This is a genomic window from Rhizobium sp. X9, from assembly GCF_018873185.1.
GTDB classification, from domain to species: domain Bacteria; phylum Pseudomonadota; class Alphaproteobacteria; order Rhizobiales; family Rhizobiaceae; genus Agrobacterium; species Agrobacterium oryzihabitans.
Window position 1 is genome coordinate 1,427,628 of sequence record NZ_CP071311.1, and the last position, 15,629, is coordinate 1,443,256.

Annotated in this window: 14 protein-coding genes and 1 tRNA gene; 4 read left to right on the forward strand and 11 right to left on the reverse strand. The window is 58.2% G+C overall.

From position 1 onward, the window contains the following. Nucleotides 1–38 precede the first annotated feature (38 nt). Entirely contained in the window at nt 39–1,595 is a 1,557-nt protein-coding gene (locus JZY08_RS06990; protein WP_216331386.1) for a phospholipase D family protein, read from the forward strand. Nucleotides 1,596–1,608: 13 nt separating this feature from the next. On the opposite strand, the gene JZY08_RS06995 is transcribed toward JZY08_RS06990, so the two are convergent. The 5 genes from JZY08_RS06995 to JZY08_RS07015 all read right to left on the reverse strand — a co-directional run bounded on the left by JZY08_RS06995 (nt 1,609) and on the right by JZY08_RS07015 (nt 9,807). Next, entirely contained in the window at nt 1,609–2,442 is an 834-nt protein-coding gene (locus tag JZY08_RS06995; RefSeq protein WP_003495796.1) for a response regulator, read from the reverse strand. 156 nt (nt 2,443–2,598) lie between these two features. Beyond that, the gene (locus JZY08_RS07000; protein ID WP_216331387.1) at nt 2,599–5,112 is read right to left on the reverse strand and encodes an FAD-dependent oxidoreductase; all 2,514 of its coding nucleotides are present in this window, start codon (nt 5,110–5,112) and stop codon (nt 2,599–2,601) included. A gap of 267 nt (nt 5,113–5,379) precedes the next feature. Beyond that, on the reverse strand, nt 5,380–5,694 hold the full coding sequence (locus JZY08_RS07005) for a hypothetical protein (protein ID WP_216331388.1): 315 nt from the start codon (nt 5,692–5,694) through the stop codon (nt 5,380–5,382). After that, nucleotides 5,691–6,620 (reverse strand): hypothetical protein, encoded by a 930-nt coding sequence (locus JZY08_RS07010; RefSeq protein WP_253204059.1) that lies wholly within the window; start codon nt 6,618–6,620, stop codon nt 5,691–5,693. The genes JZY08_RS07005 and JZY08_RS07010 overlap by 4 nt, the downstream gene beginning before the upstream one ends. A 589-nt stretch (nt 6,621–7,209) precedes the next feature. Further along, a complete protein-coding gene (locus JZY08_RS07015; RefSeq protein WP_253204067.1) occupies nt 7,210–9,807 on the reverse strand; it encodes a mechanosensitive ion channel family protein in 2,598 nt (865 codons plus the stop codon). Between JZY08_RS07015 and JZY08_RS07020 the strand changes: the two genes are divergently transcribed. From JZY08_RS07020 to JZY08_RS07030, 3 genes are all read left to right on the forward strand, one after another. Then, nucleotides 9,749–9,976, forward strand: coding sequence for a hypothetical protein (locus tag JZY08_RS07020; protein ID WP_003495785.1), 228 nt, complete (start codon nt 9,749–9,751; stop codon nt 9,974–9,976). The two genes, JZY08_RS07015 and JZY08_RS07020, sit on opposite strands and share 59 nt — an antisense overlap. Before the next feature lie 26 nt (nt 9,977–10,002). Then, nucleotides 10,003–10,257 carry a GlsB/YeaQ/YmgE family stress response membrane protein gene (locus JZY08_RS07025; RefSeq protein ID WP_035223217.1) on the forward strand — a complete coding sequence of 85 codons (255 nt, stop codon included), beginning with the start codon at nt 10,003–10,005 and terminating at the stop codon, nt 10,255–10,257. Between the two features lie 155 nt (nt 10,258–10,412). Continuing rightward, a tRNA-Lys gene (locus JZY08_RS07030) sits at nt 10,413–10,488 on the forward strand. Between the two features lie 652 nt (nt 10,489–11,140). Here JZY08_RS07030 and JZY08_RS07035 read toward each other — a convergent pair. The 6 genes from JZY08_RS07035 to JZY08_RS07060 form a co-directional block, all read right to left on the reverse strand. After that, nucleotides 11,141–11,512 (reverse strand): DUF1515 family protein, encoded by a 372-nt coding sequence (locus tag JZY08_RS07035; RefSeq protein WP_216331390.1) that lies wholly within the window; start codon nt 11,510–11,512, stop codon nt 11,141–11,143. Nucleotides 11,513–11,573: 61 nt separating this feature from the next. Then, entirely contained in the window at nt 11,574–12,884 is a 1,311-nt protein-coding gene (locus JZY08_RS07040) for a hypothetical protein (protein WP_216331391.1), read from the reverse strand. Further along, nucleotides 12,881–13,147, reverse strand: a complete 267-nt coding sequence (locus JZY08_RS07045; protein WP_216331392.1) for a hypothetical protein — start codon at nt 13,145–13,147, stop codon at nt 12,881–12,883. Before JZY08_RS07045 ends, JZY08_RS07040 begins: the two co-directional genes overlap by 4 nt. 5 nt (nt 13,148–13,152) lie before the next feature. Next, complete coding sequence (locus tag JZY08_RS07050; RefSeq protein WP_216331393.1) at nt 13,153–13,500, reverse strand: hypothetical protein; 348 nt, start codon at nt 13,498–13,500, stop codon at nt 13,153–13,155. Further along, on the reverse strand, nt 13,497–13,832 hold the full coding sequence (locus JZY08_RS07055; RefSeq protein WP_216331394.1) for a glycoside hydrolase family protein: 336 nt from the start codon (nt 13,830–13,832) through the stop codon (nt 13,497–13,499). Before JZY08_RS07055 ends, JZY08_RS07050 begins: the two co-directional genes overlap by 4 nt. 56 nt (nt 13,833–13,888) lie before the next feature. Next, nucleotides 13,889–15,619, reverse strand: a complete 1,731-nt coding sequence (locus tag JZY08_RS07060; protein ID WP_216331395.1) for a hypothetical protein — start codon at nt 15,617–15,619, stop codon at nt 13,889–13,891. Between the last annotated feature and the right edge of the window lie 10 nt (nt 15,620–15,629).

Here is a 15,629-nt window from a genome sequence, read left to right on the forward strand (position 1 = left end):
GGCCTGATAATCTTCAGGCCGGGGAGCGATCAAAACAAGTGACTGCATTTACGGTCTTCATTGCCATTCTTCTGCTGGTTATCGGATCCGGCCTGTTTGTCGTCTTCGGCAAGCAGCGGGAAAAGGCCATTCCCAAACGCCCCTCCACCGCCCTGCCGGTTGCGGAGGATGAAACCAGGCTTGACCGGCACTGGCAGTCGATAAGGAACGGCTGGAGCGAAAAAAACGCGCTATGCCTGCTGCATTCCAATCTCGATGCCTTTGCGGTGCGCGTGGCGGCCGCACGGACGGCAGGGCGCAGCCTTGATCTCATGTATTACATGTGGAATGCCGATCTAACCGGGCGGCTGATGATGCGTGAAGTTATCGCTGCCGCAGACCGTGGCGTGCGCGTGCGGCTGCTTCTCGACGATCTCGGCGTCTCCATCTCCGACCGCGTCTTCCACGCCATCGACAGCCATCCCAATATCGAGCTGCGGCTGTTTAATCCCACGAGAGCGCGGGAAAATATCCTCTATCGCAGCCTGGAACTCATCCTGCGCTTCCGAAGCGTCAACCGGCGTATGCACAACAAGGCATGGATTGCCGACGGACGCGCGCTCATCGTCGGCGGGCGCAATATTGGCGATGCCTATTTCGATGCCGCCGAGCGGGCGAATTTCCACGATTTCGATGTGCTCGGTTTCGGCAGGATCGTTGCCGACGCCACCGAAATTTTCGATGACTACTGGAACAGCGCCGTCTCCGTGCCGGTGCGCTCGCTGCTGGCGCGACGACCGAGCAAGCTTGCCAGATTGCGACGCGAACTTGACGCCCTGCCGCAAAGTGAAGCCGCCAAGCCCTATCTGGAACGCGTCGAAAGCCAGTATGGCAGCGGCCATTTCCTGATGTCGGATCGCCTTCACTGGGTCGATACCGCCGATGTGCTTGCCGATCCGCCCGAGAAAGCGGCGGGAAAACGCCGCAAGGGCCATAACTTCCTGATGGAAAGCCTGCTGCCGCTGATGCAGGCGGCGAGCGAGAGCCTGCACATCACCTCCCCCTATTTCATTCCCGGCAAACAGGGCGTGGACATTTTCCTGGATCTGGCCGAGCGGGGCGTGTCGGTCGCCATCCTCACCAATTCGCTGGCCGCAACCGATGTGGCCGCCGTTCACGCCGGTTACGCGCGATATCGAAAGCCGCTTCTGCTTGGCGGCGTGAACCTGCATGAATTACGCTCGCAGGCGGACCAGGGCAGCTTCACGCTACGTGGTTCGGGACAGGCGAGCCTTCACACAAAGGCCTTCACGCGCGACGGCAAGACCGGCTATATCGGCTCGCTCAATTTCGATCCGCGCTCCGCCTCGCTCAACACCGAAATGGGCGTCGTCTTCAACTCGGCCCCGCTGGTTGCCCGCATGGACGAGATATTCTCCGATGAAATCCGCCGCATGATGAGTTTCGAGCTGGGTATGGACAATGACAACCGTCTCCTCTGGATGACGGAAGAACAGGGTCAGCCAAAAATATACCGGCGCGAACCCGATGCTGCCATCAGCCGTCGGATCATCGCCGGTATCATGCGCATCCTGCCGCTTGAATCACAGCTATGAGAATGAACGCCGGTCAGGCTGCGGGTCTCACCCCGGCCTTGGCCAATTGTATCTGCACCAGCGTATCAAGGTTCTGGTTCACGCGGCAGTAGAATTCCTCGTCGATGAAGGGCCGCAGCATGAAATCATTGCCGCCTGCCTTCAGGAACCGGGCCGACAGCAGCCGGTTGGTGGAAGAGGAAACGCCGATGATGCGCAGCTCATGCGAACCGCGAACGGTGCGAATGCGCCGCGTCAGTTCGAAACCGTCAATATCCGGCATGTTATAGTCCGTCACCACCAGCCCGATATCGGGATTGGCCTTCAGGATCTCGAGCGCCTTGGCGCCGCTATCGGCAAGGCTGACGCGGAAATTATAACGTTTGAGGCGGCTGGAAAGCAGCGCCCGCGCCGTCGGGCTGTCATCGACGATCAGCACATGGTGGCGGTGGTTGGTGAGGAACCGGCAGACGGATTCCGTCAGCATGTCCACGGCGAAGATATTGTCTTTCAAGATATAATCGACCACATCCTTGGCGATCAGCGTCTCGCGGGTCGCCTCGTGGAAGGTGCTGGTGAAAACGATGGTCGGAATCGAAAGGTCGATCAGATATTCCAGCGCCTCGCCCTTTTCCGCCCCCGGCAGGTTGATGTTGGAAATCGCCAGCGTCACCGGTTCGGGCGAATGTTCGTAGCAGGCCTGCAACTCCTCAAAAGAGCGGCACACCTCCACCGTTACGCCCAGCATCTCCTTCAGGCGCATGCTCACCATCTGGGTGAAAACGTTACTGTCTTCCGCAAGCAAAATGCGGTTATTGGTAAAAGGCACGCCCGAATATTGCATGCCCGTAATGCCGAGAAAATTCATCCTGCCCCAGTCCCCCGTCGTATTTAAGGGAAAATAGCAGGCGCATTTTGCAGAATAATTAATGACACTTTTGCCGGCAAACGAGTTGCGCACATGCTTACCTAAACGGAAATACGGCCCGCAAGGGCCGTATTGTCAGTGCGAATAGAAGCGGTCTCAGGCGCGCAGCAGCGCATTCTCCGTATCGAACGGGCTTTCTTCCACCACTTCGGCATCATAAAGCGTGCCGAGAATGCGGATTTTCAGCTTCGTGCCGATTGCCGCATATTCCGGTTTAAGCATGGCGAGCGCAATCGACTTGCCGATGCGCCAGCCAAAACCACCGCTGGTGACACGGCCGGCAAGAGCGCCGTTCTCGTCGGAGATCGCTTCAGACCCCCGCGCGTCCACATCCGCATTGCCGGTAACGGTCAGCGTCGAGAACACCCATTTCACCCCGGCCTCCTTATAGGCCACCAGCGCATCGCGGCCGATGAAGCTCTTTTCCGGACGCAGGAAGCGGTCAAGGCCGGATTCATAGGCGTTATATTCCACCGAAAGCTCGCGCCCCATATTGCGATAGGACTTTTCGAGCGACATGGACACCATGGCGCGGATGCCGAACGGCTTGATGCCGAATTCGGCGCCCGCTTCCATCAACCGGTCGAAGATGTAGTTCTGCATTTCGATCGGATGGTGGAGTTCCCAGCCAAGTTCACCCACGAAATTAACGCGCAGCGCATGCGCCGTCGCAACACCGACGGAAATCTGCTTTGCCGTCAGCCACGGGAAATCCTTGTTCTCGAGGCTGGTGCGGGTCAGTTTTTTCAAAAGATCGCGCGACTTCGGACCGGCAAGTACCAGCACGCCGTATTTCTGGGTGATCGGCTGCAGCACCACGGAGCCGTCGGTCGGGGCAAGCCGGCGCAGCACGTCGTGGTCATGCGCCTCCAGACCACCGGCGGAAACCAGATAGAACCGGCCCGGAGCCCATTCATAAACGGTGAATTCCACCTTCACGCCGCCATTCGGCGTCAGAAGATGCGTCAGTGCGATGCGGCCGCGCTTCTTCGGCACGATGTTGGCCAGAATGCTGTCCAGCCAGGCACGCGCACCCGGGCCGGAGACTTCCATCTTTGCGAAGGCCGACATATCAAGCACGCCGACATTCTGGGTGACGTTCTTCACCTCATTGCCGACATGTTCGAAATAATTCGAACGGCGGAACGACCATTTCTCGACAATACGGCCATCAGCAAGCGGCGGCGCATGATTGTGGCTGGTGATAACATCGGCACCCACGCCAAGGTCTTCCTCGCGCAGCGCATAACCTTCCGGCGCATACCAGTTGGCGCGCTCCCAGCCGTAAACGGAGCCGAACACACCGCCAAGCTTCTTCAGCCGGTCATAGACCGGCGTCGTCTTCAGCGGACGGGCGGCGGAGCGCTCTTCGTCCGGATAATGCATGGTGAAGACATTGGCATAGGCTTCTTCGTTCTTGGCGATGAGATAGCCTTCCGTGGCGTAAGGCCCGAAGCGGCGCGGATCGACCCCCATCAGGTCGAGCGTCGGCTCGCCGTCGACGATCCATTCGGCCAGCTGCCAGCCGGCGCCACCGGCGGCCGTGATGCCGAAGGAATGGCCTTCGTTCAGCCAGAAATTCTTCAGCCCCGGTGCGGGGCCGACAATCGGGTTGCCATCGGGCGTATAAGCGATCGCGCCATTATAGACCTTCTTGATACCCACTTCGCCGAAGGCCGGAACGCGCACCATCGCCGTTTCGATATGCGGCATCAGGCGGTCCAGCTCCTCCTGGAAGAGCTCATATTCGCTGTCATCGGAAGGGCCGTCGACATAACAGACCGGTGCACCGACTTCGTAAGGACCGAGGATCAGGCCGCCTGCCTCCTCCCGCATGTACCAGGCCGAGTCGGATTCACGCAGGACACCCATTTCCGGCAGGCCCTGACGGCGGCGTTCCTGAATGGCCGGATGCGGCTCGGTGACGATATATTGATGCTCGACCGGAATGACCGGAATATTGATGCCGACCATCTCGCCGGTCTTGCGGGCGAAGGAGCCCGTGCAGGAGATGATATGTTCGGCGATGATCTCGCCCTTGTCGGTCGTCACCTTCCAGTGACCGTCTTCCAGCTGCTCGATGGCGGTGACGGTGGTATTGCGATAGATCGTCGCCCCACGGTCACGCGCGCCCTTGGCCAATGCCTGCGTCAGATCGGCAGGCTGGATATAGCCGTCATCGGGGTGCTGGATGGCACCGAGCAGGCCATCCGTCTCGCAGAGCGGCCAGATTTCCTTCACCTGTTCCGGCGTCAGCATGTTGACACGCACGCCGATGGTTTCGGCAATGCCGGCATAATACATATATTCGTCCCAGCGATCCTTGGTGCGGGCGAGACGGATGTTGGAGACCTTGGAGAAGCCGACATTCATGCCGGTCTCTTCCTGAAGCTCCTCATAGAACTTCACGGAATATTTGTGGATCTGGCCGACGGAGTAGCTCATGTTGAACAGCGGCAGGAGACCGGCCGCATGCCAGGTGGAGCCCGAGGTCAGTTCCTTGCGCTCGATGAGAACGCTGTCGCTCCAGCCCTTCTTGGCAAGATGATAAAGCGTCGAGACGCCGACAACGCCGCCACCGATCACCACCGCCCGTGCATGTGTCTTCATTTACAGAACCCCTAAAAAGCGCCGGCATAACCTGCCGTGCCGCCAAATCGATGGGAGGAATATGAAGCGCCCGGCCGCCGTTCAGCCGCCTGATTGCGACATGGCCATAGGGTGCTGCGACAGGGGAGAAAATGCCTGCGCCAGACTGGCTTTCACACCGCCGACGCCCTTGCGAGCAGCGGCGAAGGTTTCAGGAATATTCGGTGCAAAACAGTTCGAGGACGTAGACCCATTCAGAACAAGCAATTCAAGGATCGACTTGAGCGACTACCTGTTCTGAAGCTGCATTTGCAGCCCCCGGACATCCGGGCCGTCCAGCTTCAAACCTTTGAGGACGTCATTGCCGGGAACGATAATCGTGTCCCTGAACATTGGGCCACCTGGCAGATTGTGTATCCCGCCGCCGCCACCCGGCGGAGGAGGTGGCGGAGGATTACCACCACCGCCGCAGGGCGGAATGCGATAGATGCAGTCGGCCGTGAATTGCTCAATGCCTCCGGCAGTTACAGAGGGACTAGCCGCATCCTGCGCATTTGCCAGAAACGGAAAAAACACACCGAAGAGAAAAATGGTCTTTCTCATTTCGCAACCTCCTGCGAAGATGCACAAATCTTCGCGCGATCTTTCACATCCTTGCCGGCAGCGGCTCTTGCCGCGGCGTCCAGCCACGCTGGCGTACTGTTGCGCATACCTATGGAAACGCTCTTGAAGCCGATGACGAGCGGTCGCGCAAATTGGCGGTCGGAAAATAGGCCGGAACTGTTTATGCTGCTAATGCTGTTGTCTTTGCCCGACATATCCTCGGCGTTAACCTGCCCGCCCTGCGGCTGACTGGTCGCCGCCGCAGCCGCGTCAGCCATTTCCTTTGAGGTATCCCTCTTGACACCCCGCGCATCGAGAAAGGCCGAGCGGCCCCGGCCATTGGTCACCTTCACCCCACGCGTCAAAAATGCCTGGCGCACAACCAGCAAGCGGATATCGTAAATATAGCGCGAACCACAATCTTCAGTTTCTGCGGTTCTCAAAATGTCACGGCTGAGAATATAGGACAGTTTTTCGCGAAGATATTCGTCGGCGCAATAGACCTTGGTATTTTCATCATCACAAAAGCTCATCAGCGCGCTTTGCGCATGAAAAGGGTTGATCGCGTAGGTCTGGACGTTCTGAAGCTCGATCTCCTCGATATCCGCCCGCGCACCGCCAAAGGCGATATTGCGCAGAACCCCCGCCATGCCTTCTTTCCGTTCTATCTTGATGACCGGAAAGAGCGCATCCTTCACCTGCAAGCCCGACGTCGTTCCTTCGGTTGTGACCTCGGTGCGGGGTTGAGACACCGTCAGCCCCTTTTTATCGTCCAGCCACGTGCTGTCACCAAAATAGGGCGCGTCCGATTTAACCGCCAGATATCCCCTCAAATTCGGTATTTGGGTGATCTTGACGTAGCGCCCGATAAAGGATTCGCTTTCCAGATCGTGCGGCAGAGACTTGAACTTGTGGCCGGAATCCACAACCTCCGCAATGATATCCCCCACATAAATATCCTCCTGCGGCGGATAGACCGGCTCTATTCCCAGTCTGCGGATAGACTCGTTCCAGCGTTTCGGCAGGTAATCGTCGGTCACATCCGTCTCGCCCATCAGGAAAAACAGACCCGCGGAGCCGATAACGATGCCTGCCGCCAGCAAGGACGCCCTGGTGGCATGGGGCTTTCCCCATGCCCAAACACCCTTCAGCTTTTCCATCAGAGACGCTTTTACTGGAACTTGGCCCGGAGGCTGGGCAGGCTGGGCAGGCTGGGCAGGCTGGGCAGGCTGGGCATTCTCATCGACTGGATCCGGCATGTGAACCCCGACAGAAAAATAAACTAAAGAATAACCACAATATATCTACTTAAAGTTTATTCATCAATACAGTCATTACGGGTATTTCGATTATATTTTTGCGACAGGCGACGGGCAGATCGCTGTGAAATCCGCAGGCGATACATCCCTCAGCAGCCAGGCCGGGTTCAGCCAGCCACCCGTCCCGCGTCCGCCATTTTCCAACATCGGCAAGGCTACGGCGCAGTCGCCAGAACCCTGCCGATGCAGCCCACCATCATTTATCCTTGCCAACCAGCTTTGGTGTCGCCTTCGTTTCCGAAGCGGTCTTGTCGCCCACCCCGGCGACATCTTTTTCCGTCGTTCCAGAGGCGGGCGATGCGGCGCCTGTATGTGCGGCCACCGCTTTCTCGCCTTCTTCCGCAAGCAGCGCCGCCAGCATTTGCGGGTTAGCGTCGCCTTCCACGTGGATATTGAGGTTGCGCTGCGGGAACGGAATATCGATCCCCTCCTCGCGGAAACGTTTGAGGATGGCGATCCTCAGCGCGTTTTTCACGCCAAGCCCGTTTGACAGATCTGCAAGGTGGAAACGCAATTCGAAATCCAGCGAAAAATCGCCGAAACGCAAAAATTCCACATGCGGCTCGGGGTTGCGCAGCACCGGCGGCTGGGCGCGCACCAGTTCCAGCAGGATATCCATGACCTGCTGCGGATCGGAATCGTAAGCCACGGAAACCGGAATTTCCGCGCGCATGATACGGTTGCGGTGTGTCCAGTTGCCGACCGAGGAATTGATGAATTCGGAGTTCGGCACGATGATCGACTGGCCACGGAAGGTTTCGATCTCGGTCGCGCGCACGGAAAGTCGCTTGACGGTGCCTTCTGTCGTGCCTGTCACCACCCAGTCGCCCACCTTGAAGGGACGCTCGACCAGAAGGATGAGGCCGGAGACGAAGTTCGAGACGATGTTCTGGAGGCCGAAACCGATACCGACGGAAAGAGCGGAGGCGACCAGCGCCAAGCTGGAGAGGTTGAGGCCGGCGGAGGACACGCCGAAGATGGCCGCAACCGCGATGCCGAGATAGCCGATGCCTGTTTTGACCGAGTTGCGCACCCCGGCATCCACCTGCCCGCGCGCCATGACGTTGTTGTCCAGCCACTTCTGGAACCAGCGCGTGATGATGTAGCCGATGGCGAAGACGAGGACGCCGCCGAACAGGCCGATCAGCGAGATGGAGGCATTGCCGACGGTGATGCCGGTCAGCAGGCGATAGGCCCAGCTTTCAATGTCGCCCGGCTGGAACCCCCAGGAAAACAGGATGAGCGGCACGCCGAAGGCAAGTGCCACGGCATAGATGCCAAGCCCCGCGGCAAGACCGGCCTGATCGAGCGCGACAGGACCGAGACCGAAACGACGCCCGAGATAACGGCCGGCAAGGGATTCCGCAAAGGCCCCCTGCCTCGAAATCGCCTTGCCCGAGAGAATGCCGATATACATCGTTGCGAGCACCGCGCCCGTGGCGACGATCTGCGTGGCAAGGAATCGCGCCAGCCCGACATAACCCGTGAGGCAGGCGCCGATGAGCACGAGGCCGCCGACACGCAGCAGGATGACGAGCCAGCGCGGCAGGCGCTGGTTGGCGGTCTCGTAATCCTGCCCCTCGCCGATCACCGGGCGCAGGAACGAAACGGTGAGCAGGATGATGCCGATGATGATGGAGGCAACGAAGCTCTTGGCGACGGTGACGATCAGCGGCGAATAAAGCGTCTCGCTGATCGTGCCGAACAGATAGTCGAGGCCGTTGACCAGCGCCATCAACAGCACTGCGGAAGACAGCGTATGCGCGCCCTTGTTTGAAACCTGCAGCAGCCGCCATTCCGGCTGCGTCGGCGCAAAGATCGCATAGCTCAGACGCGACACGAAATAAACGAAGCCGGTGATCGCCATGGCCCCGAACAGGATCGGCGCTATATCGGAGCGAAGTACGTTGAAATTATCGAGGAAGAACGCCGAGGTTACCAGGAACAGGAAAAGCGAGAGCGACTGCACCATGGTTGACCAGAAGGCCACCGAAAGCCGCCGAAGATAGGAGGGCTCGCCGGTAAAGGCGCGCCTGTCCATGCGGCTGCCGAAGAAGCGATAACCACCCACCAGAAAGAGCAGCGCCGCCATGATCGACAGCACCACGGCCCCGAACATCGGCAGGCGCTTGTAGTTCCAGACGAAGCCCGCCCAGCTGCTGAACGCATTGTTGAGGTTCGTCAGTTCGGTCAAAAAGGCGGAAGACGCATCGCCCAATGTCTGGGCGGAGACTTCCGTGCGTTTGAACAGGGTGGCGGCGAAAAGCGCACGGCGCACCGCGGTGATATTGTTGGAGATCTGCGCGGCATTGGTGGCGGTGCTCTCCACCTCGCCGGCAATCGCGTTCACCTCCGCCCGCTCCGCCGTCAGCCGGGCGCGCTCTTCGGTCACCATGCTCGCTTCCGGCGGCTGGCCATCGGCAGGTGGCTCGCCAAGCGCCTCAAGGCGCGTCTTTATCTGGTCGAGACGGGTGCGCAGCTTGGTGTTGGTGGCGGAGGCATCGGCTGCAATGGTATCTGCGCGTCCCTTCAGGTCCACCAGCTGCGCGTCATCGCTGCCGCCCGCCTCCACCTGCTTGGCGATCGCCGAAACATCGGCCTTCCATTTTTCCAGATCCGCTCTTGCCTGCTCGACGGCGGAGGCCTGGATCACGACCGGTGCGGACGGCGTTGTCCCTTCCTGTGCGGAGACAGGCATTGCCGACAGGAAAAACCCGCCAAGCAGGGAAAGCACCATGGCCATTATCGCGGCCATGGCGGTCTTTCGCCGCCGGCCGGACGCCTGCCCGCCCATCACGCGCCTGTCGTTTATCAATCCGCCAACCATCAACCGCACATCCATGCCTTTCGTCTCTGAACACCGCTTCAGGTTATTTACCGCCTGCAGCGAGGAAAACCACCCGCATAAAGCGAGGTTTTCGGGTGTCTGCCTTGCTTTTCACCACGAGAATCATCACCTTTGATAGTGCAGCAAACATGGGAGGAAATCATGGAATCTGCTGGTATTGGCTGGATCGCAGCTATCATCATCGGTGGTGTCGCCGGGTGGCTCGCCGAACAATTCATGAAAAGCAATATGGGTGTTTTCATGAACATCCTTCTTGGAATCGTCGGCGCGATCGTCGCCAACGCCATATTGTCGGTTTTCGGAATCGTTTTGACCGGCTGGATCGGTTACCTCATCGCCGGCTTCATCGGCGCCTGTATCCTCATCCTTATCGGCCGAGCGTTCAGACGCGGATGAGGAAAATGAAAAATCCGTAAAAGCCCGGATTTCCAGACTTTTCCAGCGCGACTGAAATTTTTTCGTCACAAAAATCGAAGAAATTTCATTTCCGCGCTGGACAAGCCCAAACTTCCCCTTTATAGCCCCCCTCACACCGCCACACGGTGTCGGTCGGGTGATTAGCTCAGTTGGTAGAGCAGCTGACTCTTAATCAGCGGGTCGTAGGTTCGAGCCCTACATCACCCACCAAATTTCTCATCTCAAAGCATTGAATATAAAGCGCAAATTGAAATGAGCGATTCTCGCTACGGCGAGCCAGTTTCCAGCAAATTGGAAACCGTTTCCAATTCTTGTTCCGTTCTGTTCCCCTTATTGACACGAAGATCGCGGTGAACATATCTAGAACAAAGCGCTGGGCGGCGCGCATCACAACATTGAGGGAAAACGAAACTCTGTCACAGGAGGGAAAGCCCGTGCGCACCGGAACATTTGGATATCTCTACATTCACGCCTATTCGATAACCGCCTACTGCACGCAGTGTGAACGCCGCGTTGACGTTGACCTTTCGAAGATCAATCCGAATGAGAGTTATTTGAACCGGCGATGGACTTGCGCTCAATGTGGGCGGCTGGGTGATTCGAAGCTAAGCCCACCACATACCGACATGAGCAGGCCATACGATAATCCAGAGGTGATTGCCGAGATGGAACGCCGGAAGGTAGAGCTTAACGAGAGATACGGTTATGAGTGACCAGACCAACAAGACTGGAGACGGCGTGCACGAAAATCACTGGTGCGAGCATCCGGGCTGTAAGAAGTGGGGCGGGCTGGGCTATAGCAAGTCAAAGGTCGAAAAACCGCGCTGGTGGTGTGCTGAGCATTATCCGTATTGGAATACGTTCAAATCCGGCCAATCAACAGACCCCCAATCCGCTTGAGCGCGTCGGCAAATGACACCCCAAGAGCGACGCCGCCAATCCCGATCATACTCAATGCCCCGATACCCATGAGGCGCCAACGCCTGACATCATCCGTGACGGGCTTCATTTCGGCCACATCCTCCTTGAGAGAGGAAACCGACGTTTCCACAGATCCGACACGGTTGACCATTTCATCCATGCGACGATGAACGGCTGCACGACTTTCTGTCGCCCGATCCTCTGATCGTCTGGATTGGTCTTCCACTCGCTTTAACGATTCCTGCAAGCTGTGCATGCCGGCGACGAGTTCTCCAAGCTGCCGATGAACTGCAGCGTCTATTTCAGGTGCCATCGGCAAAACCCTTGAGATGCGAGTAAAGAAAAGCCCCCCGGCCATAGCTCGAGGGAGAACGTCAGGCGCCTATGAGCGCACGCCATTTGGTGTTGAAATAATAGCCAATCCCAACGTGACCGTGCGTGGCATCCCCGCGATACGGGTGTGTGTTGTCGGTCGAAATCCAATCCGTGTAATTGGTGTCTTTGATCAGCGCCGTGGCATAGTTCGGGCTTACCGGGATGAAATAGGCTTTCTTCTCGCCTGCTGCGATCCACGCGTCAAATTCTGCCTTCAGGTTAGCTTCAGCCGTGATTGTGCTGCTGCTATTGTTGGTCACGCCAGCGCCGCCGCAACACCCCTGAACGATGATGACTGCATTTGGCTGATTGAGCCGAGCCTTTTCCCATGCCGCGCGGGCGTTGGTTCGCATCGTCGTTTGGTTCAGGTCCTTGTCGTTGTACGGGCCGCCGAAAACGATAAGGTCGTATGTGTCGTCAGCAATCCAGTAATCCATCTGGCCAACGATGTTCTGTGCTCCAGCCGTTGCGCTGTAGCCAGTGCCGCCAAGCCCCGAGTTTCGGTAGTCGTAGCCGTTGAGCTTGCAGAACGTCGCGAAATGGCTGTCCCATGGTGCGTAACGAATTACACCAGCGGCGTCCCTTATGAATGTTCCTGAGGTGTAGGCGCCAATCAATAGCGCCTCTTCAAAGCTCGTTCCGACAACGACAGCCTTTGGGCGTCGAGTTGGCTCAATCAATGTTGCGCCCGTGTTCACCTTCAAGGCTGCGAAGGTATGGCTCGTGCCGATCTCGATCTCGATTTCCCGCGTTGCAGCAGTCGCAAATGTCACCTTCACTCTGGACGTCGAAACGCCATTCACAGCATGACCGTCTCGCGCAATGTAACGACCGTCCACGATGATGCGAACAGGCGCGTTTGTGGCATTCTGCGGATATGAAAACTCGAAGACCTGCAAGCCTGTCGCCTTGAAGCGGATATTCCAGTTGTTGCCCTGGTCATAACCATTGGCGGGAACTGTGGGCGACGTAGGTTCGCGCCCCGTGTTTATAACCTTGATATTGCCATTCGAGCGAGGGGCCACGCTGAGATGCGCCATGGTCAGCCATTGATCGCTGAATGCGCTAAATCGCTTGCCGCTCGATTTGTAGATCAGCGGATTAGCGTTGACGGTCGGAGCGACGACAAACAAACTTGCGTCGGTGGAGGCGCTGAATGCCACTGTCGGCGGGGAAGCAAGGTCAGGCAGTTCAACCGGGTTGTTGCCAGCCGCCGCGATTGATGCCGCCTTGAGTTTCGGCAGAGCGCCGGGATTAAACTTAGGCTTCCGCGCCAAACCGAGAGACAGGCCAAGTCCAAGACCGATCATTGTGCAATCCTTTTATTGTAATCGTCTGCGAATGCCTGGCAGTCTCGGGCCAGCTGGTCGCGATTGTCGGCGGCGACGTTCCAGCGCCACGAGTGGATCACCCACGGCTCGTCGCGGAGCTTCACGCGCTCCATGAGTGCGGTGCAGGCAGCGGGGAGAACGAGGACCGGCTGACGGGCGGCAGTCTCGCCCTTGACGACGGATGCAGCCTTGAGGCGCTCCTTGTCCGTCTGGCAACCCGTTGAAATTATGGCGATCGCCACCAAAATTAGCGCTCGGATAGCCATTTCTTGTCGCTTTCGTTGGGGCGGGAAAGGGTGGCGTCCTTGGCTGCTTCTTCTGCCAATCGGTCAGCTTCTGCCTCAGCTGCCTGTCGTGCCTTGGTGGCCTCGTCAGCGCGTTTCGTGGCGGCGGCTAGGGATTGGTCGGCCGCCTCACGCAGAGAGCGCTCCCGATCAAGCTGAGCCTGAAGCGCGTCACGTTCCGACTGCTGGACGTAACCGGCCAGCGCCTGCCGACGCACATACGGGTTGTCGATTGTCTCATTGTAGAGGTGAGCAAGCGCCAGCATCGCCAGCGCGCCGACGGCCATGTAAATGTAGCTGAGGACGCTCATAGGCCGCTCACGCAGAGTTCAGCTTCGCCAATGCGCTTTTCGTCGCCCATCTCGCGGCGAAGAACGAGCCCGCGCAAGACTTTGCCGCCGGCCTTATTCCATGCTGTTGCGGCCTCACAGCTTTCCCGGTATTTCCCGACCTTCGCCAGCTTCAAGGCTGTAGAATTGCAGGCGCCAGACGTGCCGATATTCCAAGACAGGGAAAGCATGGCAGCGCGCCACGAAATCGGACGCCGTTCCCAATCGCCCGTGCACTTCACCAGAGGCGTGCGGTAGTCATTGACCAGTTTCACGGCCAGACGCTTGTCGCATCCTGCCTCTGTCTCGACCATTCCTTGCTTCACGCCATTGGTGTCCCCGTCGCAAATCGTCCACACTGGTGGCTTGGCTAGCCGCCGCCATCGAAGCTGGGGCGGGCTATAGGAACCGGCCCGACAGAAGGAAGCTTTGCAAACCCGCCAGTGCCGCCGCCGAACAACCCACCGAAGAGGGAGCTTAGGAATCCCCCGCCGCCGCCGCTTGACGATGCCTTGTTGACAGAGAACATCGCGTCCAGCAGGTCATCCTGAATGCGGCTTATCACCTTATCGAGGGCGTTCAGGGCAATATCGGCCCATTCGTCCCATGTGATCTTGCCGTCGTCCATGGCCGAGCGGATGTCATCGAGAACGCTTCCAACGCTGTCCTTGTATTCGTCCATAGTGTCGATCTGGCGATCACGGGCTTCCTGCTCGGCGTCGATCTGAGTGATGAGGCTGGCAATCGCCTCCCTCTCCTGATCGGTAGCAGTTGCACCGGCTTGCCTGATTGCGGCGGCAGAACGCTTTGCGGTCTCACTCTGGCCTACAAGGCTAAGCTCTTCCTCAAGCTCTTTGATGAGGTCTGCAACGGACTGGCGTTCGCGCTCGTATTTCTTGGCCTCGCTGTTGGCGCTACGGCTGCCCTTCTTCGCTTCTCGCTCGGCCTCGATCTGATACAAACTCTTCGTGTTCGCAGCACGCTCGTTCTGAAGCTGCATCTCGTCTTTGAAAGGCGTCCGCTCGAAAGCATTCAGGGTATTGAGCGGCCCGAGCTGGCTCAAGATGTCCTTTGTAGCCTGAGCGTTGAGTGCAGCGGCGATATTTGCCGCTCTGGCGTATTGATCAGCGACACCCCCTACTGCTGTTGCGAGTTCATTGGCGTGACCAACAGCTTGACCTGTCATGCGAGCGAACTCAGCCGCATCGACAGAGGCCTTGTAGGCGTCTCTCTGTACGGACTGCAGCTCCGGCGACAGCTTCGCTCCTGAATTGGCCGCGTCAGTCAGCGAATCCCCGAGGCGCATCGCGGCTTGTGCAATTTCAACCGGGCCTTGAGCGTTGGAGAGATCGTCCATCGCCTGGGTGACTTTGCGACCTTGCTCAGCAGTAAGGCCGAACTCATTCGCTAGGTTCTGGACTTCGGCAGCATAAGCGTCAAATCCGTCTGTCTGCATTCGTGGCAACTTCGCCAACAGATCGAACTTTTCTATAGACTGATCTAGCGGCTGAATTGTTCCTTCCAAGGCGGATTTAACGTCACCCATGGCCTTGGCAAAATCGAGTTCAGCAATCTTCCTAAGCGCGTCGTAAACCCGGCCAGCACCTTCCGCTTGGGCGCCGAATTTCTCCACCAAATCAGTTGCGGAAAGCAAGGAGTTAGCAACTGCTTCAGCATAACTGTCTGTCGCCTTTGCCAAGCGGGACATCGCGTCTTCCAGCTCATCAGCGTTACCTGCTGCAGTGAGGAAGTTGACTGCAAGCGGGAGAAGAGAGCCAGCAGCCGCGCCAGCCAAAATGCCGATCGGTCCTAGTCCAAGCGCCAAATCGGGAAGCTGAATGGCGATGGCCTGTAGCCAGTCGCCGGTCGCAGATGCTTGTTGAGCAACCTGAGAAAGTTGCATCGACGTCATTCGCATCTGCTGACCAGCGAACGTTGACTGCCTACCGACCGCAGTAAAGCCCTTGGCCATATTGTCGGTGGCCTTGTTCACGCGGCGCTCTGTTCGCTCCGCCGTCGATCCGATGCTATCGAGATCGCGCTCGCCGGATTTTAGGCTACGAGAATCCGCCGCAAGAACCAGCGTTGCGAAATCAGCCATTCGGATTTAC